Annotated in this window: 20 protein-coding genes; 9 read left to right on the forward strand and 11 right to left on the reverse strand. The window is 65.3% G+C overall.

Going from position 1 to position 23,858, the window contains the following annotated elements; translation table 11 throughout:
• Positions 1 to 60 precede the first annotated feature (60 nt).
• Positions 61 to 960, forward strand: a complete 900-nt coding sequence (locus FW760_RS06770; RefSeq protein WP_043863342.1) for a LysR family transcriptional regulator — start codon at positions 61 to 63, stop codon at positions 958 to 960.
• A gap of 95 nt (positions 961 to 1,055) precedes the next feature.
• Positions 1,056 to 2,456 carry a 2-oxoadipate dioxygenase/decarboxylase HglS gene (hglS, locus tag FW760_RS06775; RefSeq protein ID WP_088514606.1) on the forward strand — a complete coding sequence of 467 codons (1,401 nt, stop codon included), beginning with the start codon at positions 1,056 to 1,058 and terminating at the stop codon, positions 2,454 to 2,456.
• 62 nt (positions 2,457 to 2,518) lie between these two features.
• On the opposite strand, the gene FW760_RS06780 is transcribed toward hglS, so the two are convergent.
• Together FW760_RS06780 and FW760_RS06785 are read right to left on the reverse strand one after the other, a co-directional pair.
• Complete coding sequence (locus tag FW760_RS06780; protein ID WP_116052416.1) at positions 2,519 to 4,504, reverse strand: methyl-accepting chemotaxis protein; 1,986 nt, start codon at positions 4,502 to 4,504, stop codon at positions 2,519 to 2,521.
• Between the two features lie 153 nt (positions 4,505 to 4,657).
• Entirely contained in the window at positions 4,658 to 5,602 is a 945-nt protein-coding gene (locus FW760_RS06785; protein WP_043863339.1) for a LysR substrate-binding domain-containing protein, read from the reverse strand.
• Positions 5,603 to 5,752: 150 nt separating this feature from the next.
• Between FW760_RS06785 and FW760_RS06790 the strand changes: the two genes are divergently transcribed.
• Positions 5,753 to 7,138: a NorM family multidrug efflux MATE transporter gene (locus FW760_RS06790; protein ID WP_100634197.1), complete on the forward strand. Its 1,386-nt coding sequence runs from the start codon at positions 5,753 to 5,755 to the stop codon at positions 7,136 to 7,138.
• 59 nt (positions 7,139 to 7,197) lie between these two features.
• Here FW760_RS06790 and FW760_RS06795 read toward each other — a convergent pair whose 3' ends face one another.
• A complete protein-coding gene (locus tag FW760_RS06795) occupies positions 7,198 to 8,862 on the reverse strand; it encodes a putative bifunctional diguanylate cyclase/phosphodiesterase (RefSeq protein ID WP_043863337.1) in 1,665 nt (554 codons plus the stop codon).
• Between the two features lie 265 nt (positions 8,863 to 9,127).
• Here FW760_RS06795 and rep point away from each other — a divergent pair, with 265 nt between their 5' ends.
• The gene (gene rep, locus FW760_RS06800) at positions 9,128 to 11,137 is read left to right on the forward strand and encodes a DNA helicase Rep (RefSeq protein ID WP_043863336.1); all 2,010 of its coding nucleotides are present in this window, start codon (positions 9,128 to 9,130) and stop codon (positions 11,135 to 11,137) included.
• A 62-nt stretch (positions 11,138 to 11,199) separates the two neighbouring features.
• Positions 11,200 to 11,772 carry a xanthine phosphoribosyltransferase gene (locus FW760_RS06805; protein ID WP_043863335.1) on the forward strand — a complete coding sequence of 191 codons (573 nt, stop codon included), beginning with the start codon at positions 11,200 to 11,202 and terminating at the stop codon, positions 11,770 to 11,772.
• An 84-nt stretch (positions 11,773 to 11,856) separates the two neighbouring features.
• Here the strand turns inward: FW760_RS06805 and FW760_RS06810 are convergent, their stop codons facing one another.
• From FW760_RS06810 to dadA, 6 genes are all read right to left on the reverse strand, one after another.
• Entirely contained in the window at positions 11,857 to 13,716 is a 1,860-nt protein-coding gene (locus tag FW760_RS06810) for an acetyl-CoA hydrolase/transferase C-terminal domain-containing protein (protein WP_088514603.1), read from the reverse strand.
• A 123-nt stretch (positions 13,717 to 13,839) separates the two neighbouring features.
• Positions 13,840 to 14,247, reverse strand: a complete 408-nt coding sequence (locus tag FW760_RS06815; protein WP_043863333.1) for a c-type cytochrome — start codon at positions 14,245 to 14,247, stop codon at positions 13,840 to 13,842.
• Positions 14,248 to 14,415: 168 nt separating this feature from the next.
• On the reverse strand, positions 14,416 to 14,964 hold the full coding sequence (locus FW760_RS06820; protein WP_043863332.1) for a cupin domain-containing protein: 549 nt from the start codon (positions 14,962 to 14,964) through the stop codon (positions 14,416 to 14,418).
• A gap of 108 nt (positions 14,965 to 15,072) precedes the next feature.
• A complete protein-coding gene (gene alr, locus FW760_RS06825; RefSeq protein ID WP_116052417.1) occupies positions 15,073 to 16,146 on the reverse strand; it encodes an alanine racemase in 1,074 nt (357 codons plus the stop codon).
• Between the two features lie 40 nt (positions 16,147 to 16,186).
• Positions 16,187 to 16,540: a RidA family protein gene (locus FW760_RS06830; RefSeq protein WP_043863330.1), complete on the reverse strand. Its 354-nt coding sequence runs from the start codon at positions 16,538 to 16,540 to the stop codon at positions 16,187 to 16,189.
• Positions 16,512 to 17,813 carry a D-amino acid dehydrogenase gene (gene dadA / locus FW760_RS06835; protein WP_043863329.1) on the reverse strand — a complete coding sequence of 434 codons (1,302 nt, stop codon included), beginning with the start codon at positions 17,811 to 17,813 and terminating at the stop codon, positions 16,512 to 16,514. Before dadA ends, FW760_RS06830 begins: the two co-directional genes overlap by 29 nt.
• Before the next feature lie 156 nt (positions 17,814 to 17,969).
• Between dadA and dadR the strand changes: the two genes are divergently transcribed.
• Positions 17,970 to 18,458 carry a transcriptional regulator DadR gene (gene dadR / locus FW760_RS06840; RefSeq protein WP_042121505.1) on the forward strand — a complete coding sequence of 163 codons (489 nt, stop codon included), beginning with the start codon at positions 17,970 to 17,972 and terminating at the stop codon, positions 18,456 to 18,458.
• Positions 18,459 to 18,461: 3 nt separating this feature from the next.
• Here the strand turns inward: dadR and FW760_RS06845 are convergent, their stop codons facing one another.
• Entirely contained in the window at positions 18,462 to 18,815 is a 354-nt protein-coding gene (locus FW760_RS06845) for a YkgJ family cysteine cluster protein (RefSeq protein ID WP_043863328.1), read from the reverse strand.
• Positions 18,816 to 18,932: 117 nt separating this feature from the next.
• On the opposite strand from FW760_RS06845, the gene FW760_RS06850 reads away from it, so the two are divergent.
• Positions 18,933 to 20,210 carry an NAD(P)/FAD-dependent oxidoreductase gene (locus FW760_RS06850; protein WP_043863327.1) on the forward strand — a complete coding sequence of 426 codons (1,278 nt, stop codon included), beginning with the start codon at positions 18,933 to 18,935 and terminating at the stop codon, positions 20,208 to 20,210.
• Here FW760_RS06850 and FW760_RS06855 read toward each other — a convergent pair.
• Entirely contained in the window at positions 20,207 to 20,422 is a 216-nt protein-coding gene (locus FW760_RS06855; protein ID WP_078480636.1) for a DUF1127 domain-containing protein, read from the reverse strand. The two genes, FW760_RS06850 and FW760_RS06855, sit on opposite strands and share 4 nt — an antisense overlap.
• Before the next feature lie 177 nt (positions 20,423 to 20,599).
• Between FW760_RS06855 and FW760_RS06860 the strand changes: the two genes are divergently transcribed.
• On the forward strand, positions 20,600 to 22,030 hold the full coding sequence (locus FW760_RS06860) for an aminotransferase-like domain-containing protein (protein ID WP_054915471.1): 1,431 nt from the start codon (positions 20,600 to 20,602) through the stop codon (positions 22,028 to 22,030).
• Positions 22,031 to 22,123: 93 nt separating this feature from the next.
• Entirely contained in the window at positions 22,124 to 23,647 is a 1,524-nt protein-coding gene (locus tag FW760_RS06865; RefSeq protein WP_116055260.1) for a phospholipase D family protein, read from the forward strand.
• Positions 23,648 to 23,858 lie beyond the last annotated feature (211 nt).

Below are 23,858 nucleotides of genomic sequence, written 5' to 3' on the forward strand. Positions count from 1 at the left end.
CGACCTTTATTCTGCACATCATTCCGCCAGGTAATGATTCGACGGGTGAGTGATACCGCTATGTCCAAACGTCTGGTGCCGTCGATGGCCGCCCTGCAATGCTTCGAGGCGGCCGCCCGACACCTGAGCTTCACCCGCGCTGCGCAAGAGCTGCACCTGACCCAGAGCGCGGTGAGCAAGCAGGTGGCGCAGCTCGAAGACATGCTGCGCCATCATCTGTTCCTGCGGATCCGCCGACGCCTGCAGCTGACCCCGGCGGGCGCGCTGTACCTGGCCGAGGTGAACAAGATCCTCACCCAGGTCGACATGTCCAGCCGCTACATCCTGTCCTACGGTCAGCAGACCGAAGTGCTCAAGGTGGCCACCCAGCCGAGCTTCGGCGTGCGCTGGCTGATCCCGCACCTGAAGGGCTTCGGCAAGCGCTACCCGAATATACACCTGGATATCTGCAACGAGATGGAGCCTTTCGCCCTGCTGCAGAACACCGCCGACGTGGTGTTCTTCTATGGCCAGGGCACCTGGCCGGGGGCCACGTGCATCGAGCTGTTCGGCGACGAGGTGGTGCCGGTGTGCGCCCCGGAACTGCTGCAGGGGCACACCCTGACCGAGGCCGGCGAGCTGGCCGAGCGCGTGTTGCTGCAAAGCACCTCGCGCCCGGAGGCCTGGCACGAGTGGTTTCTGGAACAGGGCCTGCACTCGGCCAACAGCTACCACGGCCCGCGTTTCGATACCTTCTATATGTGCGTGGGCGCCGCGTTGTCGGGCTGCGGCGTGGCGCTGGTGCCGCGCTATCTGGTGGAGCAGGAACTGGCCGAGGGCAAGCTGGTGATACCGTGGCCCTACGCGATGCGCAGCAGCGGCGCGTACTTTGTGGCGTTCGCCGAGCATGCCGCCGAGGTACCCAAGGTGCGCAGCCTGGTGGAATGGATCCGTGAACAGGCGACCGCGCCGAGGTCCTGAATTACAGGAATGATCCCTCGAATTTTTTTCGCTTGTGCCCGGCCTGCATTCCTCGCTTTCATGTAAGGGTGACTTTTACCACCAGGAAGCTTTCGATGCCCGCTCAAGATTTCGTCAGCCCGGACAGCATTCGCGCGCAGTTTTCCGCGGCCATGTCGCTCATGTACAAGCAGGAGGTGCCGCTCTACGGCACCCTGCTGGAACTGGTGAGCGAGATCAATCAACAGGTGATGACCCAGCAGCCCAAGGTGGCCGAGGCCCTACGCTGGACCGGCGAGATCGAACGCCTGGACCAGGAACGCCACGGCGCCATCCGCGTCGGCACCGCCCAGGAACTGGCGACCATCGGCCGCCTGTTCGCGGTGATGGGCATGTACCCGGTGGGCTACTACGACCTCAGCTCGGCCGGCGTACCGGTGCACTCCACCGCGTTTCGCGCGGTGCACGAGCAGTCGCTGCACATCAGCCCGTTCCGCGTGTTCACCTCGCTGCTGCGCCTGGAGCTGATCGACAACCCGGCGCTGCGCGAGCTGGCCGCATCGATCCTGGCCAAGCGGCAGATCTTCACCCCGCGTGCCTTGCAGCTGATTGCCCAGTTCGAAGCCGACGCAGGCCTGAATGCCGCCGACGCCGAGGCGTTCGTCAATGAAGCACTGCACACCTTCCGCTGGCACCACGACGCGACGGTCACGGCCGAGCAGTACCAGCAACTGCACGACCAGCACCGCCTGATCGCCGATGTGGTGGCCTTCAAGGGCCCGCACATCAACCACCTGACGCCGCGCACCCTGGACATCGATGCGATCCAGGTCGGCATGCCGGCCAAGGGCATTCCGCCCAAGGCCGTGATCGAGGGCCCGCCACCGCGTCGTTGCCCGATCCTGTTGCGTCAGACCAGCTTCAAGGCCTTGCAGGAGCGCGTGGCATTCACCGACCAGCAGGGCAGCGAAGGGGGCAGCCATACCGCACGCTTCGGCGAGATCGAGCAACGCGGCGCGGCGCTGACCCCCAAGGGTCGCGTGCTGTATGACCAGTTGCTGGACGCAGCGCGGGCCGACCTGGGCGGCGTGCCGGCCGAGGCCAATGCCGAGCGCTACATGAGCCTGCTGGGCAAGCGTTTCGAGGCCTTCCCGGACGACCTGGCGCAGATGCGCGAGCAGGGGCTGGCGTACTTCCGCTACTTCCCGACCGAAGCCGGCCTGAGTGCCCGCGACCAGGCGCAGCGGCCGACCTCGCTGAGCGCGTTGATCGAAGCCGGGCATGTGCACTTCGAAGCCCTGGTATACGAGGACTTCCTGCCGGTGAGTGCGGCGGGGATCTTCCAGTCCAACCTGGGCGAAGGCGCGCAGAGCGAGTACGGCAGCAATGCCAACCGCGACGCGTTCGAGCAGGCGCTGGGCAAGTCGGTGCAGGATGAGCTGGCGCTGTATGCCGAGAGCGAGCGGCGCTCGCTGGCAGCGTGTGCGCAGGCGTTGAACCTGCCTGGGCTGATTTAACAGCTTCGCCGGCAAGGCCGGCTCCTACACTGCAGGAGCCGGCCTTGCCGGCGAAGGGGCCCTCAATGCCCCACCTCAAACCGCCCCACTTCTGCCCGCAGCTGCCCCGCCAAACCCTCCAGCTCCCGCGCCGTAGCCGCCAGGTTGGCTGCCACCTCGCGCTGCTCGCTGTTGGCCAGCGCAATACTCTGCAAGTTGCTGCTCAGCAACGTCGCCGTGCTGCTCTGCTCCTGAGTCGCGGTGGTGATCGCGGCAAACTGCTGCCCCGCCGCCCGGCTCTGCTCGTCGATGCGCGCCAAGGCCTCGGCGACTTTGGCATTGCGTTGCAAGCCGTCCTCCATCAAGCGGTTGCCCTGCTCCATGGTGCTGATGGCGTTGCCGGTCTCCTGCTGAATGCTGGCGATCATGCCGGAGATCTCGTCGGTGGCTTCGCGGGTGCGCGCCGCCAGGTTGCGCACCTCGTCCGCCACCACGGCGAACCCGCGCCCCTGCTCGCCCGCCCGTGCCGCCTCGATGGCCGCGTTCAGCGCCAGCAGGTTGGTCCGCTCGGCAATCGAGGTGATGGTGCCGACAATGCCGCCAATCTCCTTCGAGCGCACCCCAAGGGTATCGATCACTGTCGCGGTGCTGCCCAGCGCCTGCGCGATCTGCTGCAACGAGGTGGACGCTTCGTTCATCGATGCACGGCCAATGCGCGTCTGCTGCGCGTTGTCCTGGGCCATGCGTTCGGTGCTGCCCATGTTGTCAGCGATGTTCAGGGAGGTGGCGCTGAACTCCTCGACTGCACCGGCCATGCTGGTGATTTCGCCCGACTGCTGCTCCATGCCCTCGCAAGCACCCGACGACAGCCCCGCCAGCGCCTGAGCACGCTGGCTGACCTGCTGCGAGGCATCACGAATGTGCAGCACAGTGCTCGCCAGCGCTTCGCTCATCTGATTGAAACTGCGCGCCAGTTGGCCGATTTCGTCGTGGCTGGCCACCGCCAGGCGGGCACTCAGGTCGCCCGCGCCCAGGGCCTGGGCCTGACGCACCAGGTCGGCCAGCGGCCGCAGCTTTCGGCGCAGCAGCCACAGGGTGGCGCCCACCGCCAGCATCATGGCCAGCAAGCTGCCAATGGCCAACCTTGCGCCCACGCTCCAGGTCACGGCACGAATCTCGGCCTTGGGCATGCTTGCCAGTACTGTCCACGGGCCGTCGGCAAAGGGCATGGCCACGCTATAGAGGGTTTCGACCCCATCGTTCCAGAAGCGCCCTTCCCCTGCATGCGCGGCAAACCCGCCCAGTTGGTGGGCAGCCAGTGCCGTGTCGCTGACACCTGCCGGCGCTACCAACCAGTGTTGCTGTTCGTCCAGCAGCGCCAGCGACCCCGTCTGGCCGATACGGAAGTGCCGGAGGTTGTCGAACTGGGCGTTCTGCGCGTCGGTATAGTCGAAGCCGACGAACAGGACCGCGATGACCCGACCCGACACGTCACGCACCGGTGTGTACTGGGTCATGTACGAGCGCTCGAACAGCACGGCACGCCCCACGTAGGGCTGCCCGGCCATCAGCCGCGCGTAGGCCGGGTGCTGGTGATCGAGCTGAGTGCCGATGGCGCGGCTGCCGTCCTGCTTGGTCAGCGATGTGCTGATACGAATGAAGTCCTCACCGCTGCGCACGAACACGGTGGCAACACCCGCCGTCATCTGGCGAAAGTCGTCAACCTCGCGAAAATCGTTGTTCAGCGCATGGTCCGCCAGGTACAGCGCCGGCGTGGCCACTCCGGCCACGCTGAGTGACTGGTCGGAGGCAAGCCGCAGCCCGCCGGCAAAGCGTTTTTCGAACAGGCCACTGAGGCGCTGGGTACTCTCGCGCAAGGTGCTGTGGAACGTGTCGAGCTGGTCGGCGAGCAGCCGTGCCTCGCTGGCCAGGTGTTCCTGGCGGGTGATCAGGTTGGCGCTGTCGAGCGAGCGCAGGGCAAACAGCGTACTGCCGGTAATGACGACCGCCAGCACGGCGGCCAGGGCAATACCGAGTTGCGAGGCAATTCGGGCACGGGGTTGGGACATGGAAGCTCCTGGCAATGGGGGCCGGATCATCCTGATCACGCTGCACCGTCGGCATGGGGAAGTGGAGCCATTCTGGTTGTGGCTCTCGACCCCACTGATTCGGCGGCGTCATCGATTACTTGAGTGCATCACAGGGATATTCTGCGCAAACGTTCAATCGCCGATGTTGGGCTCATTTGCCCCCAGTATCTGCACCTTGGGCAGGTCCATCGCACGGGCCTCGCCCTGCAGGAAGTCGCTGAGCCGGCGCAGACGCTCGCCACCGGGACGCGTGCGTGGCCACACCAGGTAGTAATTCAGGCCGCTGGCCACCGCCGTCGGCCAGGGCAGGCTCAGGCGCCGCTGGGCGACATCCTCGGCCACCATCAGCAAGTCCCCCATCGACACACCATACCCTCGCGCGGCAGCGATCATGCCCAGCTCGAGGGTATCGAACACCTGGCCGCCCTTGAGCGAGACCTGTTCGGTCAGCCCCATCTGCGCCAGCCAGCTGCGCCAGTCGCGCTTGTCGGGCGTGGGATGCAGCAGTTCGCAGGCCTTCAACTGCTCCACGTCCCAGGGCGTCTGATCAAGCAGCGCGGGCGCACCCACCGGTATCAGCAGTTCAGGGAACAGCGGGCTGACTTCCCAGTCCGGCGGAAAATGCCCGTCGCCCAACAGCACTGCGCAATCGAAGGGTTCATGGTTGAAATCCACATGGTCGACGTCCATCCAGGCACTGGTGAGCTGCACCTCGTTGCCCGGCTGCAAGTGGCGAAAACGGCTCAGGCGCGCCAGCAGCCAGCGCATGGTCAGGGTCGAAGGGGCCTTCATGCGGATCACCCCATCTTCGCTGTGCAGGGTGTTGCAGGCACGCTCAAGTGCGGCGAAACCCTCGCGCACACCGGGCAACAGCAGGCGCGCCGCCTCGCTCAACTGCAGGGTGCGGCCATTGCGCAGAAACAGCCGGCAGGCGAAGTGCTCCTCCAGCGTGCGGATGTGCCGGCTGACCGCGCTCTGGGTTATCGATAACTCATCGGCGGCACGGGTGAACGAACTGTGCCTGGCAGCGGCCTCGAACGCCCGCAAGGCGTAGAGAGGCGGTAAACGGCGTGACATGCGGGCGTGCTCCAGCAATGAAATACGGGTTGGCACGGATCATACTCACATGAGTTTTAATCATGCCAATGATCGTTTTTATCCTTTTGTGCAATGGCCCGCAAAGGCCGAGAATCCACGGCTCACCCTTCCCTTTTCAGGAGCTGCATCATGCAGGCTGCGCCCGTTACCGAACTCAAGGCATTGCTACGGCTGGCCGGGCCGCTGATCGCCTCGCAGTTGGCGCACATGCTGATGCTGCTCACCGACACCCTGATGATGGCCAAAATCAGCCCCGAGGCCCTGGCTGGTGGCGGGCTGGGCGCGGCCAGCTATTCCTTCGTGTCGATCTTCTGCCTGGGAGTGATTGCCGCCGTCGGTACCCTGGTCGCGATTCGCCAGGGTGCGGGCGACAACCCCGGTGCCACGCGCCTGACCCAGGCCGGGCTATGGCTGGCCTGGGGCATGGCCATCGTCGCCGCGCTGGTACTGTGGAACCTGTCGCCGGTGCTGCTGATGCTGGGCCAGACACCGGGCAACGTGGCTTTTGCCAGCCAGTTCCTGCTGGTGCTGCCGCTGGCCCTGCCCGGCTACCTGAGCTTCATGGCGTTGCGCGGGTTCACCAGTGCACTGGGGCGTTCGACGCCGGTGATGGTGATCAGCCTGGTCGGCACCGTGGTCAATTTCCTGCTCAACTACGCCTTGATCGAAGGCATGTTCGGCCTGCCGAAGCTGGGCCTGATGGGCATCGGCCTGGTGACCGCGCTGGTGGCCAATGCCATGGCCATCGCACTGGCGCTGTACATCCGTCGCCACCCGGCCTACGCGGACTTCCCGATACGCCAGGGCCTGAGCCGCCCGCACCTGCCGGCGTTGCGCGAGCTGTGGCGCCTGGGCCTGCCGATTGGCGGCACCTACACCGTGGAGGTCGGGCTGTTTGCCTTCGCAGCGCTGTGCATCGGCACCATGGGCACCACCGACCTGGGCGCGCACCAGATCGCCCTGCAGATCGTCTCGACCGCGTTCATGATCCCGGCGGGCCTGTCATACGCGGTGACCATGCGTGTGGGCCTGCATTACGGCGCCGACCGCCTGCTGGCGGCGCGTCAGGCCGGGCGCGTGGGCATCGGTTTTGGCGCGGCGATGATGCTCGGTTTCTCGCTGCTGTTCTGGCTGATGCCCGAGGCGCTGGTGGGGCTGTTTCTGGACCGCCAGGACCCGGCCTTCGCCGATGTGATCCGGGTGGCGGTGAGCCTGTTGATGGTGGCGGCGTGGTTCGAGCTGTTCGACGGTATTCAGACCATCGCGATGGGCTCTATTCGCGGGCTCAAGGACGCCAAGACCACGTTCCTGGTGGGGTTGGCCGGGTACTGGCTGATCGGCGCACCGGCGGCGTGGGTGTTCGCGTTTCCCATGGGCGGCGGCGCGGTAGGCGTGTGGTGGGGGCTGGCGCTGGGGTTGGCGTGTGCGGCAATCGGGCTGACGGTGGCGTTCGAGTGGCGGATGCGGCGGTTGCTGGGCAGTTCGCAGATGGCACAGATTTCTGTACAACCTTGAGGGCCTGTTCGCCGTCAAGGCCGGCTCCTACCCTGTTTCGCGCATGCCGGCGACGGGGGCTACAGCGCCACTGCGCCCTGCCCCGCCCCCTGCACCAGATACTCGACCAGTTGCTCGATCGGCAACGGCCGGCTGATCAGAAAGCCCTGCACCTGGTCGCAGCCAAAGCTGCGCAGCAACGCCAGCTGTTCCTCGGTCTCCACGCCCTCGGCCACCACCTCCAGGTTCAGGTTGTGCGCCAGGTTGATCATGGCGTGCACCAGCTTGCGGTTCTCTTCGCGCTGCTCCATGCCACCGACAAAGCTGCGGTCGACCTTGAGCAGGGCGATCGGCAGGCTGTTCAGGTGCACGAACGACGAAAAGCCGGTGCCGAAGTCATCCAGCGAAAACCGCACCCCCAAGCGTCCCAGCGCGTCCATCGTCTGCTTGACCAGGTCGTTGCGCCGCATCACTGCGGTCTCGGTCAGTTCGAACTCCAGCCAGCCCGCATCCACCCCGTGCTCGACGATCAGCCGCCCCAGCGTGGCCAGCAGCTGGCTGTCCTGAAACTGGCGAAATGACAGGTTGACCGCCATGTGCAATGGCGCCAGCCCCTGCTCGCGCAGTGCCTGCATGTCGCGCAGGGCACGCGAGATCACCCAGTACCCCAGCGGCACGATCAGCCCGCTCTGCTCGGCCAGCGGCACGAATTCGCTCGGTGGCAGCAGGCCACGCTCGCTGTGGCGCCAGCGCACCAGTGCCTCCAGGCCGACGATGCGCCCGTCGCTCAGGTCCAGGCGTGGCTGGTAGTGCAGTTCCAGTTCGTCGCGGCGCAGGCCTCGGCGCAGCTCGCTTTCCAGGTCGGCCAGGCTGCGTGCGTTGCGGTTGATGCGCTCGTTGAAGATGTGAAAGGTGCAGCCCTGGGTGCTCTTGGCCTGCTGCATGGCGATGTGCGCGTGCCACATCAGCGGGTCGGCACCAGCCTGCGCACGGGCATGCGCCACGCCCAGGCTGCACCCCAGCAGCAGGCTTTCGCCGTCGATCCAGTAGGGTTCGGCCAGGGCCTCGGTGATGCGCTCGGCCATCCACTCGGCACGCTGCGGCTCGCGCCGGGTGTCGATCAGCAGGGCGAATTCGTCGCTGCCCAGGCGCGCCACCTGATCGCCTGCCTCGAGCTGGCGCTTGAGCCGGCTGACCACCTGCAGGATCAGGCGGTCACCGGCCTGGTGGCCGAGGGCATCGTTGGCGTGGCGGAAGTTGTCCAGGTCCAGGTGCCCGAGGGCCACACCGCGCCCGTCGTTTTCGGCCAGACGCGCGGCCAGCAGGGTCTGGAAGCCCTGGCGGTTGGCAATGCCGGTCAGCGGGTCCTGCTCGGCCAGGCGCTGCAGGGTGGCTTCGAGCACACCTCGCTCGCGCACATGGCGCAGGCAGCGGCGCAGCATGTCGCCGCTCAGCTGCTCGAACACCAGCCAGTCGCTCACACCCGGCGGCGCCTCGCTCGGCTCCTGCTCCAGCAGCAGCACCATGGGCAGGTCGCAACGCCCGGGCGCCGGCTGCAAGCCCGGGGTGGCCAGCACCAGCGCGTTGCGGTCGCGGGCGAACAGGCTGTCGACCGCGTCCCAGCCGGGTGCGGTCACCAGCACCGCGCCACCGCCCAGCGGCAGCAGGCATTCACCAAGGGCAACGGCCCAGTGCGGCCCGTCCGCCAGCAGAAGCAGACGCAACGGTTCGACAAGCGTAGACAAGCTGGCTCCTTAGCACGAGAACGCGGTCAATGACGATGTGGGCGGGATGCTCGATCCTGAACCATCAAATGTAAATGGTTTTCACTTTAACTCACGACATTCCTTCGTCCTGATCCCGCGGTATTTCGCCACGCATCCTGCGGGAAAGTATCAAAAGCGGCAAATTAAGATCGCGTGGTACGTCACACTGTCAGACGGTCGCGGCACAATTGCTCTGCGCCTGCTAAAATGCCCGGCTATTTTTCAGCGACCCCCGGTTAACGTCATGTCCCGACTCAACCCCCGGCAACAGGAAGCCGTGAGCTACGTCGGCGGCCCTCTTTTGGTGCTCGCCGGTGCTGGCTCCGGCAAGACCAGCGTGATCACGCGCAAGATCGCCCACCTGATCCAGAACTGCGGCATCCGTGCCCAGTACATCGTGGCCATGACCTTCACCAACAAGGCGGCGCGCGAGATGAAGGAGCGCGTGGGCACCCTGCTGCGCGGCGGCGAGGGGCGCGGCCTGACGGTATCGACCTTCCACAACCTTGGCCTGAACATCATTCGCAAGGAGCATGAACGGCTGGGCTTCAAGCCGGGTTTCTCGATTTTCGACGAAACCGACGTCAAGGCCCTGATGACCGACATCATGCAGAAGGAATACTCCGGGGACGATGGCGTCGACGAGATCAAGAACATGATCGGCGCCTGGAAGAACGACCTGATCCTGCCGCCCGAGGCCCTGGAGAACGCGCGCAACCCCAAGGAGCAGACCGCCGCCATCGTGTATGCGCACTATCAGCGCACGCTCAAGGCGTTCAACGCGGTCGACTTCGACGACTTGATCCTGCTGCCGGTCAAGCTGTTCCAGGACCACCCCGACATTCTGCAGAAGTGGCAGAACAAGGTGCGCTACCTGCTGGTGGACGAATACCAGGACACCAACGCCAGCCAGTACCTGCTGGTGAAGATGCTGATCGGTACGCGCAACCAGTTCACCGTGGTGGGTGACGACGACCAGTCGATCTATGCCTGGCGCGGCGCGCGCCCTGAAAACCTGATGCTGCTCAAGGACGACTACCCGTCCCTGAAGGTGGTGATGCTGGAGCAGAACTACCGCTCCACCAGCCGCATCCTGCGCTGCGCCAACGTGCTGATCTCCAACAACCCCCACGCCTTCGAGAAGCAGCTGTGGAGCGAGATGGGCCACGGCGACGAGATCCGCGTGATCCGCTGCAAGAACGAGGAAGCCGAGGCCGAGCGCGTGGCCATGGAGATCCTCAGCCTGCACCTGCGTACCGACCGCCCGTACAGCGACTTCGCCATCCTCTACCGCGGCAACTACCAGGCCAAGCTGATCGAGCTGAAGCTGCAACACCACCAGATCCCCTACCGCCTGTCGGGCGGCAACAGTTTCTTCGGCCGCCAGGAAGTAAAAGACCTGATGGCCTACTTCCGCCTGCTGGTGAACCCGGACGACGACAACGCCTACCTGCGCGTGATCAACGTGCCGCGCCGCGAAATCGGCTCCACCACCCTGGAAAAACTCGGCAACTACGCCACCGAGCGCAAGGTGTCGATGTATGCCGCCAGCGAGGAGCTGGGCCTGGGCGAGCACCTGGACAGCCGCTTCACCGATCGCCTGCAGCGCTTCAAACGCTGGATGGACAAGGTGCGCGAGCAGGTCGCGCTGGAAGACCCGATCGCCGCGCTGCGCAGCATGGTGACCGACATCGACTACGAGAACTGGATCCGTACCAACAGTTCCAGTGACAAGGCCGCGGACTTTCGCATGGGCAACGTCTGGTTCCTGATCGAGGCGTTGAAAAACACCCTCGAGAAGGACGAGGAAGGCGGCATGACCATCGAGGAAGCCATCGGCAAGCTGGTGTTGCGCGACATGCTCGAACGCCAGCAGGAAGAGGAAGAAGGCGCCGAGGGCGTGCAGATGATGACGCTGCATGCCTCCAAGGGCCTGGAGTTTCCCTACGTGTTCATCATGGGCATGGAAGAGGAAATCCTCCCGCACCGCTCCAGCATCGAGGCCGACACCATCGAGGAGGAGCGGCGCCTGGCCTACGTGGGCATCACCCGCGCACGCCAGACCCTGGCCTTCACCTTTGCCGCCAAGCGCAAGCAGTACGGCGAGATCATCGATTGCGCGCCAAGCCGCTTCCTCGATGAATTGCCCGATGACGACCTGGCCTGGGAAGGCCTGGACGATACACCCACGGAAGTCAAAGCCGTGCGTGGCAATACGGCCCTGGCCGATATCCGCGCCATGCTCAAACGATAGATAATCCACCTTTGCCCTGGCTTGTTGCCGGGGCCTTTTGGCTACATCGAGGAATTACACCAGTGGAAGCACTGCACCAGAAGATTCGCGAAGAAGGCATCGTGCTTTCCGATCAGGTTCTCAAAGTCGATGCGTTTCTCAACCATCAGATCGACCCTGCGCTGATGCAACTGATTGGCGACGAGTTCGCCCGTCTGTTCGCCGATGCGGGCGTGACCAAGATCGTCACCATCGAGGCCTCGGGGATTGCCCCGGCGGTGATGACCGGTTTGAAGCTGGGCGTGCCGGTGATCTTCGCCCGCAAGCACCAGTCGCTGACCCTGACCGAGAACCTGCTGGTGGCTTCGGTGTACTCGTTCACCAAACAGACCGAGAACACCGTGGCGATTTCGCCGCGTCACCTCAACAGCAGCGACCGCGTGCTGGTGATCGACGACTTCCTGGCCAACGGCAAGGCGTCGCAGGCGCTGATCTCGATCATCAAGCAGGCCGGCGCAACCGTGGCCGGGCTGGGCATCGTGATCGAGAAGTCGTTCCAGGGCGGGCGTGCCGAGCTGGACAGCCAGGGCTATCGCGTCGAGTCGCTGGCCCGGGTGAAGTCGCTGGACGGTGGTGTGGTCAGCTTTATCGAGTAAGGCTTACCGACCGCTTCGCCAGCAAGACTGGCTCCTACAGGTGCTCCACCGCCTGCAGGAGCCGGCCTTGCCGGCGAAAGCGCTCTACGCGGTAGCCTGCAAAGCCGCCAGCAGCAACCGCTGGTACAGGTCCTCCTTCAGCCCGTCCGGCTCGCTCAGGCCCATGCGCCGCAGATGCTCGGGATACCGCTCCGGCCCCGGCGCATCCAGTGCCGCCTTGCCCAGCTCCAGCGCCTCGCTCAACTTGAACTTGCTCTTAAGCCAGTTCAGCGCGCGCAGCAGGTCCTTCTCTTCAGCGGTGAAATCGCTGCCCAGCGGATACTCGGCAAACAACCGCGCATGCCGCCCACGCAATGCCTCCAGCCGCTGCGGCGTGTTCTGCGTGAAGCGCGCATCCAGCTCGAAATCCTGCGCCAGCTTGCCGGCCTTTTTCGCCTGCTCCATCAGCCCGGGCTGAAACCGCGAATCGCTGATCGCCAGCAACCGCGCAATCACCTCGGCGTCGGTCTGCCCGCGCAGGTCGGCAATGCCGTATTCGGTCACCACGATATCGCGCAGATGCCGCGGGATGGTGCAGTGCCCGTAGGTCCACAGCAGGTTGGAACTGACCTCCCCGCCGGCTTCGCGCCAGCTGCGCAGCAGCAGGATGGAACGCCCGCCTTCCAGCGCATGGGCCTGGGCGACGAAGTTGTACTGCCCGCCCACCCCGCTCAGTACGCGACCGTCCTCGAGCTGGTCGGCCACCCCCGCCCCCATCAGGGTCATGGTGAACACCGTGTTGATGAAGCGTGCATCGCGGCGCTGTTCGCGCTTGAGGGCCTCGTCACCGTACAGCTCGTTGATGAAGCTGATCGCGTGCATGGCAAAGGATTTGCGCTGCGCCAGCGGCATCTCGCGCAGGCGCTGGTAGAACGCCTGCGGCCCGAGGAAGAAACCGCCATGCACCAGCACCCCGTCGGCCACCGGCCGGCGCACCACGCCCGCCTCCGCCAGCGCGAGCAATCCGTTCACGAACATCTCGCTGCAGCCATACAGGCCCTGGGCAAACGGCGCAGTGCCGCCTTCACGCTCGATCAGCACCTGCCAGGGCGCCAGGTCGAGGTCGGCGAGCAGCGCCTGGTACTCCGGCGCGTCCCCCTGGCGCGCCAGCAACGCGGCGGCCAGCGCATCACCCATGGCGCCGATGCCGATCTGCAGGGTGCCGCCGTCGCGCACCAGGGTGCTGGCGTGCACGCCGATGAAGTGGTCCTGGGTGGTGACGGGCATGTTCGGCGTGGAGAACAGCCGAGTGGTTTCCGGGGCGTCGATCAACAGGTCGAAATCGTCCTGCGCCAGTTCGCTGTCGCCCGGCATGTAGGGCAGCTCGTCGTGCACGTGCCCCAGCATCAGGATGGTTTCGCCGGCTGCACGCCGGCGCGCGATCATTGGCAGCAGGTCGAGGGTGATGTCGGGGTTGCAGCTCAGGCTCAGGTGCCCGGGGCGCTCGGGGTGGGCGGCAACGATCTGCGCCACCAGGTTCAGGCCCTTGGCATTGATGTCGCGGGCCGCATGACTGTAGTTGCTGCTGACGTAGTCCTGCTGGGCCATGTGGCTGTGCAGCATGCTGCCCGGCTGCATGAAGAACTGCTCGACGCGGATGTTGGCCGGCAACCGGTCGCGACGCAGGTCCTGCAGGTAGTCGAGTTCGGGGTAGTCGGCGAACACGCGCTCGACGAAGGGTTCGAGAAAGCGCCGCTGCAGTCCGTCACCCAGGTCCGGGCGGCCCAGGCTCAGTGCGGTGTAGATGGTCAGTTGCCGCTCGGGCAGCTCACGCACCCGTGCATACAGCGCATTGACGAAGCGGTTGGGCTTGCCCAGGCCCAGTGGCAGGCCCATGTGGATGTGCGCCGGCAAACGCGCCAGCACTTCGTCCACGGCGATCTCGATCGAACAGCGGTGCGCCATCTCGGCCTCCTAGGCATCCGTGATTCCAGGGTTGGACCGAGCATGCCCCGCGTTTGCTGCAATGGCCAGCGTCAGAAACGACAAAGCCCGCACGTGGCGGGCCTTGTAGCTGCAGCGTCGGGCTTACTTGAGGCCGGACATCTTCTCGATGGCGGCCTTGAGGTCGTCATCCGAGCAGTCGGCACAGGTGCCTTTTGGCGGCATGGCGTTGATGCCGGTGATAGCCTTGGCCAGGATGCCGTCCAGGCCGCCCTGATGGTCGGCGCGCTCTTTCCAGGCGGCGGTATCGCCGATCTTCGGTGCGCCCAGCAGACCGCTGCCATGGCACGCGTTGCAGTGCTTGGCGATGACTTCATCCGGGGTCTTGGCACCGCCACCGCCGGCAGTGGCGGCCACTTCCATGCCCTTGCATTCCTGCCCTTGTACACACACCTGACCGACCGGCTCCAGCCGCTTGGCGATGTCGTCATTGGTCACAGCCTGGGCGTTGACGGCCCATAGGGCTACTACGGCTGCTGGTACGGCCAGCATTGTCTTGATTAGATTCACGCGTACACCCTCATGGTGGCTAGTCACGCCCGCGGCCACGGTTTCGCAGGCCGCGCAAGTATAGCGGGAACCCCGCCTCACCGAAACAACCCTAAAGACCAAAGGGGTTTAGCCGCGACAATCCGCCGCGCATTGGCGACGCGCGTGGGCTCAGAAGTTGGCCGGGGTGGCGGCACTGATCAGCCGGGCCGGCTCATCGTAGGGATTGCGGAATCGATGCGGCTTGGTGCTCTCGAAATAGTAGCTGTCGCCCGCCTCGAGGATGAAGGTTTCAAGCCCCACCACCAGCTCCAGGCGCCCTTCGAGCAGGATGCCGGTCTCTTCGCCGTCGTGGGTGAGCATCTCTTCGCCGGTGTCGGCACCGGGCGGGTAGATCTCGTTTAGAAAGGCAATGGCGCGGCTGGCGTGGGCCTTGCCGACCAGCTTCATGGTGACTGCGCCGTCGGATATATCGATCAGTTCGTTGGCCTTGTACACGATCTGGGTCGGGTTCTCGGGCTGCAGCTCTTCGGAAAAGAACTCCACCATCGACATCGGAATACCGCCCAGCACCTTGCGCAGCGAGCTGATCGAAGGGCTCACGCTGTTCTTCTCGATCATCGAGATGGTGCTGTTGGTCACGCCCGCCCGCTTGGCCAGCTCGCGTTGAGACAGGCCTTTGAGCTTGCGAATGGCTTGCAGTCGTTCACCGACGTCCAAGGCCTGGGCCCTCCTAAACGAACACGTGGGGTCGAAATTGAACGGTATCATCGCAACAGCGTTCAGTATTTACAACACTTCGACCCGCAGCCCGTCCGCTTTGGCGCCTCAATTGCCGCTGTACACCATCGGCACCCGACGCAGGTTGCAGAAGATCTGATACGGGATGGTGCCCGCCTGGATCGCCACGTCGCTGGCCAGCACGTGCTTGCCCCACAACTCCACCGGGCTGCCCAGCCCGGCCTCGGGCACATCGGTGAGGTCGATGCACAACATGTCCATCGACACGCGGCCAATCAGCTGGCTGCGCTTGCCGGCCACCAGCACCGGGGTACCGGTGGGTGCCAGGCGCGGGTAGCCGTCGGCATAGCCCATGGCGACCACACCCACGCGGGTGGGGCGCGGGCTGATGAATTTCGCACCGTAGCCCACCGGCTCGCCGGCCGGCAGTTCGCGCACGCAGATCACTTTGGATTCCAGGGTCATCACCGGCTGCAGGCGCTGAGCCTGGGCCTGCGGCACCTCGAAGGGCGTGGCGCCATACAGCATGATGCCCGGACGCACCCAGTCGCTGGGCACCTGCGGCCAGCCCAGCACGGCCGGCGAGTTGCGCAGGCTGACCTCGGCACTCAGGCCCTGGCGCGCGGCTTCGAACACCGCCACCTGCTCGCTGCTGGCCGTGCTGTCGAGTTCGTCGGCACGGGCGAAGTGGCTCATCAGCACGATGCGCGCCACCTTGCCGCTGGCCAGCAGACGCTGGTAGGCGCCGTGGTAGTCCTTGGGGTGCAGGCCGACGCGGTGCATGCCGGTGTCGAGCTTGAGCCACACGGTGATCGGGCGGGTCAGGCCTGCCTGTTCGATGGCTTCGAGCTGCCACAGCGAATGCACCACGCACCACAGGTCCTGCTCGGCAATCAGGGGCAGCTCGCTGGCTTCGAAAATGCCCTCGAGCAGCAGCACCGGGGCCTTGATGCCGGCAGCACGCAGCTCCAGCGCCTCTTCGATGCAAGCCACGGCGAACCCGTCGGCCTCGCCCTCCAGCGCCTGGGCGCAGTGCACCGCGCCGTGCCCGTAGGCGTCGGCCTTGATCACGGCCAGCGCCTTGGCGCCGGTCAGTTCGCGGGCGAGTTGATAGTTGTGGCGCAGCGCTTGGAGATCGATCAGGGCACGGGCGGGACGCATGACGGCAGCCTTCTGGCAGTCGGGTGAGTTGGGTAACGGATTACGGCAGGGCGGCGACGATCGAGATCTCGACCAGCATCTGCGGATTGCACAGCCGGGCCTGAACGGTGGCGCGGGCCGGGGCATTGCCTTTGGCCAGCCACTGGTCCCACACCGTGTTCATGGCCTGGAACTGGGTGTCGATGTCGCTGAGGTAGATGGTCGCCGACAGCACGCGGCTCTTGTCGGTACCGGCCAGGTCCAGCAGCCGCTCGATGTTGGCCAGCACCTCGCGGGTCTGCTGGCCGACGTCGCCGTTCAGGTCATTACCCACCTGGCCCGACAGGTAGACGGTGCCGTTGTGGGTAACGATCTGGCTCATGCGCTCATTGGTGAGCTGGCGCTGGATTGACATGCTTTGCAGTCTCCTGACTGTTGCTGTAGCGGGAAATGTCGAGGCCTTCGGCGCTGATCTGCGGCTTCTTGCGCGCCATCAGGTCGGCCAGCAGGCGACCCGAACCGCACGCCATGGTCCAGCCGAGGGTGCCGTGGCCGGTGTTCAGGAACAGGTTGCGAAACGCCGTGGCGCCCACGATCGGCGTGCCGTCGGGGGTGGTCGGGCGCAGGCCGGTCCAGAAGCTGGCCTGGCTCAGGTCGCCGCCGCGAGGATAAAGGTCGTTGACGATCATCTCCAGCGTTTCGCGCCGACGCGGGTTGAGCGACAGGTCGAAACCGGCGATCTCGGCCATGCCGCCGACGCGGATGCGGTTGTCGAAGCGGGTGATCGCGACCTTGTAGGTCTCGTCGAGAATCGTCGAGGTCGGGGCCATGGCCGGGTCGGTGATCGGCACGGTCAGCGAGTAGCCCTTGAGCGGGTACACCGGGGCCTTGATGCCCAGCGGCTTGAGCAGTTGCGGCGAGTAGCTGCCCAGGGCCAGCACGTAGCGATCGGCGGTTTCCAGCTTGCCGTCGATCCATACGCCGTTGACCCGGTCGCCCGCGTGATCGAGGCGCTCGATGTTCTGCCCGAAGCGGAATTCCACGCCCAGGTCGCGCGCCATTTCGGCCAGGCGCGTGGTGAACAGCTGGCAGTCGCCGGTCTGGTCGTTGGGCAGGCGCAGGGCACCGGCGAGGATGTCGGTGACATTGGCCAGGGCAGGCTCCACGCGGGCAATGCCGTCGCGGTCGAGCAGCTCGTAGGGCACACCGGACTGTTCCAGCACGGCGATATCCTTGGCCGCGTTGTCCAGTTGCGCCTGGGTGCGGAACAACTGGGTGGTGCCCAGGGTGCGGCCTTCGTAGGCAATGCCGGTTTCGGCACGCAGCTCGTCGAGGCAGTCGCGGCTGTACTCGGACAGGCGCACCATGCGCTCCTTGTTCACCGCATAGCGGTTGGCCGTGCAGTTGCGCAGCATCTGCGCCATCCACAGGTACTGGTCGATGTCGGCGGTGGCCTTGATGGCCAGCGGGGCGTGGCGCTCGAGCAGCCACTTGATGGCCTTGAGCGGCACACCGGGTGCAGCCCAGGGCGAGGCATAACCCGGCGATACCTGGCCAGCGTTGGCGAAGCTGGTTTCCATGGCCACCGCCGGCTGGCGATCGACCACCACCACTTCAAACCCCTGACGAGCCAGATAGTAGGCACTGGCGGTCCCGATGACGCCGCTACCAAGTACCAGAACGCGCATGTTGTTATCCCTCGAGGCGGCGTACCGCACACATTTGTTGTTTAAGGCATGGATGGGCGCAGTATAGGAAGGTAGAGGCAGTGCTTTTCACTATATAAAAGCCTATATTTGGCGAGAATTCTCGGCAGGGTCGGCTTTTACGGAGGGGCATCCACTATGAGAACCCAGCATCAAAGCAAACGTGAACTGGACAAGATCGACCGCAACATCCTGCGCATCCTGCAGACCGACGGGCGCATCTCGTTCACCGAACTGGGCGAGAAGGTCGGCCTGTCGACCACCCCGTGCACCGAGCGGGTCCGGCGTCTGGAGCGCGAAGGCATCATCATGGGCTACAACGCCCGGCTCAACCCACAGCACCTCAAGGGCAGCCTGCTGGTGTTCGTCGAGATCAGCCTGGACTACAAGTCGGGGGACACTTTCGAAGAGTTTCGCCGCGCGGTGCTCAAGCTGCCCCACGTATTGGAATGCCACCTGGTATCGGGCGATTTCGACTACCTGGTGAAGGCGCGCATCTCGGAGATGGCCTCGTACCGCAAGCTGCTGGGCGACATCCTGCTCAAGCTGCCGCACGTGCGCGAATCCAAGAGCTACATCGTGATGGAAGAGGTGAAGGAAAGCCTCAACCTGCCGATTCCGGACTGAGCCTTACACCAGCACCTGGCGGGTGCTGGCGATGTACTGGTGCACCAGGCGCTCGGCCTGCGGGTCGATCATCTCGGCAGGGCCGCGACCATTGGGGCACGGCAGGCGCGGGGTGGTGCCGAACAGGCGGCAGATCAGCGGCCGCTCCTCGTACACGGTGCAGCCCTCGGGGCCCAGGTGCACACAGTTGAGCTCATCCAGCGCGGCCTGTTGCTCGGCCGCGCTCTTGCGTGGCAGGCGCGCCATTTCCTCGCTGGAGGTGGTCACCGGGCCGCAGCAATCGTGGCAGCCCGGCACGCAGGCGAACGACGGGATCTGCTCACGCAGGAAGCGGATCTTGTGACTGTTGCAACTCATGGCAGACTCGTGGCGGGAAAGGCTGAAGCGCCATTTTGCCCCACGGTTGCCTGCCGATCAAAGCACCGCCTATGCTGTGTCAAATTTTCCACACAGCCCTACCAGGATCCTTCAAACGTGCATACCACTTCCTACTACGCTGCCCACAGCGCCGGGCAACCGGCGTACCCGCCCCTGCAAGGCGAGCTGAACTGTGATGTGTGCGTGGTGGGCGGCGGCTTTTCGGGCCTCAATACCGCCATCGAACTGGCCGAACGCGGCCTGAGCGTGGTGCTGCTCGAAGCGCACAAGATCGGTTGGGGCGCCAGTGGACGCAATGGCGGGCAGCTGATTCGCGGGGTCGGACACGGCCTGGACCAGTTCACCCCGGTGATCGGCAGCGAGGGAGTGCGCAGCCTCAAACTGATGGGCCTGGAGGCAGTGGACATCGTGCGCCAGCGCATCGAACGCCATGCCATCGACTGCGACCTGACCTGGGGCTATTGCGACCTGGCCAACAAGCCACGGGAATTCGAGGGCTTCAGCGAAGAGATCGACGAGCTGCGCGGACTGGGCTACACCCATGAGCTGCGCCTGGTGCAGCCCGATCAGATGCACACGGTGGTCGGCTCGCGTCGCTACGCCGGCGGCCTGGTGGACATGGGCTCGGGGCACCTGCACCCGCTGAACCTGGCGCTGGGCGAGGCCGAGGCCGCGCGTCAGCTGGGCGTGCAGGTGTTCGAGCATTCCCGTGTCACCCGCATCGAGCACGGCCCGCAGGTGCACGTGCACACCGCCAAGGGCTCGGTGCGGGCGAACACGCTGGTGCTGTGCTGCAATGCCTACATCAACGACCTGGACCGCGAGCTCAGTGGCAAGGTGCTGCCAGCCGGCAGCTACATCATCGCCACCGAACCGCTGAGCGAAGCCCTGGCCAACGAGTTGCTGCCGCAGAACATGGCGGTGTGCGACCAGCAGGTGACCGTGGACTACTATCGCCTCTCGGCCGACCGGCGCCTGCTGTTCGGTGGCGCCTGCCACTACTCGGGGCGCGATCCGCAGGACATCGGCGCCTACATGCGGCCCAAGATGCTCAAGGTGTTCCCGCAACTGGCCGACACCCGCATCGAATACCAGTGGGGCGGCATGATCGGCATCGGCGCCAACCGCCTGCCGCAGATCGGCCGCCTGCGCGACCGGCCCAACGTTTACTACGCCCAGGCCTATGCCGGCCACGGGCTCAACGCCACGCATCTGGCCGGGCGGCTGCTGGGCGAGGCGATCAGCGGCCAGCAGAGCGGGCGCTTCGACCTGTTCGCCCAGGTGCCGCACATCACCTTCCCTGGCGGCAAGCACCTGCGCTCGCCGCTGTTGGCGCTGGGCATGCTGTGGCACCGCCTCAAGGCACTGGCCTAGGGTCTCCAGAACGGCCTGAGACCTTCCTTCACGGCCTGTTCGCGGGTCAGGCCGATATCGCGCAGCTGCTCGGCATCGAGCTGAAGCAGCGCATGGCGTGAACGCCACCGCCGCATCATCACAGCCCAGCGACTCGGGCTGGCGGGCGCCTCATGTCGCGCCACCTCGCCTTTGGTGCACAGTGGCAGGCCTGCATCGCTCGCGCCGTTCATCGCTTCATTCCTCCAGGGTGGGTAACCGTGCAGCCATGATGCGCGGGTGTTGCAAGGCATTACAGATTCAACCGCCAGGTATTATTTCCATACAGATGTGTCGATAACGGCGCTGAATGCTGTATTTTTGCCCAATCTGTACCGGTTGCCAGCCGCTTGCCCGCCCAGGAGTACGCCATGACCCTCTACGTCAACCTCGCCGAACTGATTGGCGCACGCATCGAGCAGGGCCTCTACCGCCCCGGCGACCGCCTGCCGTCGGTGCGGGCCCTGAGCGTCGAGCATGGCGTGAGCCTGAGTACCGTGCAGCAGGCGTATCGGGTGCTGGAAGATCACGGGCTGGCGGCGCCCAGGCCCAAGTCCGGCTATTTCGTGCCTGACCATCGCCCACTACCCGCCCTGCCCGACGTCAGCCGCCCGGCCCAGCGCCCTGTGGATATCTCGCAATGGGACCAGGTGTTCGAGCTGGTGCGCAGCGTGCCGCGCAAGGACGTGGTGCAACTGGGCCGCGGCATGCCCGATGTCGGCAGCCCCACCCTCAAGCCGTTGCTGCGCAGCCTGGCGCAGCTGAGCCGGCGCCAGGACATGCCCGGTCTGTACTACGACACCGTCGCCGGCACCGAAGCCCTGCGCGAGCAGGTGGCGCGGCTGATGCTCGATTCGGGCTGCAGCCTGAGCACGGCAGACCTGGTGATCACCACCGGCTGCCAGGAAGCCCTGTCGATCAGCGTGCGCGCGGTGTGCCAGCCGGGCGACATCGTCGCGGTCGAATCACCGAGCTTTCACGGCGCCATGCAGACCCTCAAGGGCCTGGGCATGAAAGCGTTGGAGATCCCCACCGACCCGCTCACCGGCATCAGCCTCGAAGCCCTGGAGCTGGCCCTGGAACAGTGGCCGATCAAGCTGATCCAGCTGACCCCCAGCTGCAACAATCCCTTGGGCTACATCATGCCCGAGGCGCGCAAACGCGCCCTGCTGACCCTGGCCCAGCGCTTCGACGTGGCGATCCTGGAGGACGACGTGTATGGCGACCTGGCCTACACCTACCCGCGCCCACGCACCATCAAGTCGTTCGACGACGACGGCCGCGTGCTGCTGTGCAGCTCGTTCTCCAAGACCCTTGCACCCGGCCTGCGGGTGGGCTGGGTGGCGCCGGGGCGCTACCTGGAGCGGGTGATTCACATGAAGTACATCAGCACCGGCTACACCGCCACCCAGCCGCAGCTGGCGATTGCCGACTTCATCGAGGGCGGCCACTACCAGCCGCACCTGCGCCGTGTGCGCGGCCAGTACCAGCGCGCCCGCGATCAGATGATCGACTGGGTGAGCCGCTACTTCCCCGCCGGCACCCGCGCCAGCCGGCCCCAGGGCGGCTTCGTGCTGTGGGTGGAACTGCCGGAAAGTTTCGACACCTTGCGCCTGAACCGGGCTTTACTAGAGCAAGGTGTGCAGATTGCGGTGGGCAGCATCTTTTCGGCGTCGGGCAAGTTCCGCAACTGCCTGCGCATGAACTTTGCCGCCCGCGCCACTGCCGAAATCGAAGCGGCCGTGCGCAAGGTCGGCGAAACCGCCATTCGTCTACTGGCCGAGGATGAGCGCGGCGGGTAACGTTGCGCCGCCCCGCGTGGTCCAACCCCCAACTGCCTTCCTGCTCAAGGACATGCCCCTTTGACCAAACCCAGGGCCTTCGCGCTGTTACTGATGCTGGCGCTCACCCTTGCCGGGTGCGCCACCTCCAGCACGCCCCGTACCGTGACCCAGGCCCTGCCCGCCAGCGACTCGGCCTTTGGCCGTTCGGTGCAGCGCCAGGCCAGCGCTTATGAGGGGCGGTCCGGCTTTCGCCTGCTGCCCAACAGCACCGAGGCGTTCCACGCCCGCGCCGAGCTGATCCGTAACGCCCAGAGCAGCATCGACCTGCAGTACTACATCGTGCATGACGGGCTCAGCACCCGCGCGCTGGTGCACGAACTGCTGCAGGCTGCCGACCGTGGCGTGCGCGTGCGCATCCTGCTCGACGACACCACCAGCGACGGCCTGGACGAGGTCATCGCCACCCTGGCGGCGCACCCGAAGGTACAGATTCGCGTGTTCAACCCGCTGCACCTGGGGCGCAGCACCGGCGTGACCCGTGCCCTGGGCAGGCTGTTCAACCTGTCGCTGCAGCACCGGCGCATGCACAACAAGCTGTGGCTGGTGGACAACAGCATGGCCATCGTCGGCGGGCGCAACCTGGGTGACGAATACTTCGACGCCGAGCCCAACCTGAACTTCACCGACATCGACATGCTGGGCGTGGGGCCGGTGGCCGAACAGCTGGGGCACAGCTTCGACCAGTACTGGAACAGCGCCCTGAGCCGACCGATTGGCGACTTCATGTTCAGCACCCCGAACGCCGACGACCTGCGTGTGAGCCGCGAGCGCCTGGAGGCTTCGCTGAGCGAGGCCAGGGTAAAGCGCAAGGCACTGTACGACCGCCTGATGGCCTACAAGACCCACCCGCGCCTGGATTCCTGGCGCAACGAGTTGATCTGGGCACACAACCAGGCGCTGTGGGATGCGCCAAGCAAGGTGCTGGCCCAGGCCGAGCCAGACCCGCGGTTGCTGCTGACCCAGCAGTTGGCGCCCGACCTGAACGACGTGCACCATGAGCTGATCCTGGTATCGGCCTACTTCGTGCCTGGCGAGACCGGCCTGCTGTACCTGACCAGCCATGCCGACGCCGGGGTGTCGGTGAGCCTGCTGACCAACTCGCTGGAGGCCACCGACGTGCCGGCGGTACACGGCGGCTATGCGCCGTACCGCAAGGCGCTGCTGGAACACGGGGTAAAACTGTACGAACTGCGCCGCCAGCCCGGCGACCCCAGCAGCGGGCGTATCCATCACTTCGGCAGTGCATCGGACTCGAGCCTGCACAGCAAGGCGATCGTGTTCGATCGGCAGAAGACCTTCATCGGCTCGTTCAACTTCGACCCGCGCTCGGTGCTGTGGAACACCGAGGTCGGCGTGCTAGTGGACAGCCCGCAACTGGCCGAGTACACCCGCGACCTGGCACTGCAGGGCATGGCCCCGGCGCTGAGCTACGAGCCGCGGCTGGTCGACGGCAAGCTGGTGTGGGTGACCGAGGACAATGGGCAGTTGCACACGTTGACGACAGAGCCAGGTGGGCTGTGGCGACGGTTCAATGCGTGGGTGAGCAAGGCGGTGGGGTTGGAGAGGATGTTGTAGGGTGAAGCTATGCGGCTTGTTCGCTGCGGTGATCGCTTGGGTTAGCTTGCCGATACCGTTGCGGTCGTAGGCAGAGCGATAGGTTTGCGACTTCTTGCGCAGTACTGTGCAAGAAGTTGCGCAGTTGGCTGCAGGCCAAGTTTATTATGGCCCGCAGCAATGTATGCACAGGGTTATCCACATTTTGGTGCGCAAGAAGTTGCGCAGCTGG

Source organism: Pseudomonas sp. 1176_21 (genome assembly GCF_052850635.1).

Bases quoted from the DNA above. Each gene is read 5' to 3' on its own strand.
- alr (WP_116052417.1), bottom strand. From the start codon at position 16,146: ATGCGTCCCGCCCGTGCCCTGATCGATCTCCAAGCGCTGCGCCACAAC.
- FW760_RS06790 (WP_100634197.1), top strand. From the start codon at position 5,753: ATGCAGGCTGCGCCCGTTACCGAACTCAAGGCATTGCTACGGCTGGCC.
- FW760_RS06860 (WP_054915471.1), top strand. From the start codon at position 20,600: ATGACCCTCTACGTCAACCTCGCCGAACTGATTGGCGCACGCATCGAG.
- FW760_RS06785 (WP_043863339.1), bottom strand. From the start codon at position 5,602: ATGTCACGCCGTTTACCGCCTCTCTACGCCTTGCGGGCGTTCGAGGCC.
- FW760_RS06845 (WP_043863328.1), bottom strand. From the start codon at position 18,815: ATGAGTTGCAACAGTCACAAGATCCGCTTCCTGCGTGAGCAGATCCCG.
- FW760_RS06855 (WP_078480636.1), bottom strand. From the start codon at position 20,422: ATGAACGGCGCGAGCGATGCAGGCCTGCCACTGTGCACCAAAGGCGAG.
- rep (WP_043863336.1), top strand. From the start codon at position 9,128: ATGTCCCGACTCAACCCCCGGCAACAGGAAGCCGTGAGCTACGTCGGC.
- dadR (WP_042121505.1), top strand. From the start codon at position 17,970: ATGAGAACCCAGCATCAAAGCAAACGTGAACTGGACAAGATCGACCGC.
- FW760_RS06830 (WP_043863330.1), bottom strand. From the start codon at position 16,540: ATGTCAATCCAGCGCCAGCTCACCAATGAGCGCATGAGCCAGATCGTT.
- FW760_RS06780 (WP_116052416.1), bottom strand. From the start codon at position 4,504: ATGTCCCAACCCCGTGCCCGAATTGCCTCGCAACTCGGTATTGCCCTG.
- FW760_RS06770 (WP_043863342.1), top strand. From the start codon at position 61: ATGTCCAAACGTCTGGTGCCGTCGATGGCCGCCCTGCAATGCTTCGAG.
- FW760_RS06810 (WP_088514603.1), bottom strand. From the start codon at position 13,716: ATGGCGCACCGCTGTTCGATCGAGATCGCCGTGGACGAAGTGCTGGCG.
- FW760_RS06865 (WP_116055260.1), top strand. From the start codon at position 22,124: ATGCTGGCGCTCACCCTTGCCGGGTGCGCCACCTCCAGCACGCCCCGT.
- FW760_RS06815 (WP_043863333.1), bottom strand. From the start codon at position 14,247: ATGCTGGCCGTACCAGCAGCCGTAGTAGCCCTATGGGCCGTCAACGCC.
- dadA (WP_043863329.1), bottom strand. From the start codon at position 17,813: ATGCGCGTTCTGGTACTTGGTAGCGGCGTCATCGGGACCGCCAGTGCC.
- hglS (WP_088514606.1), top strand. From the start codon at position 1,056: ATGCCCGCTCAAGATTTCGTCAGCCCGGACAGCATTCGCGCGCAGTTT.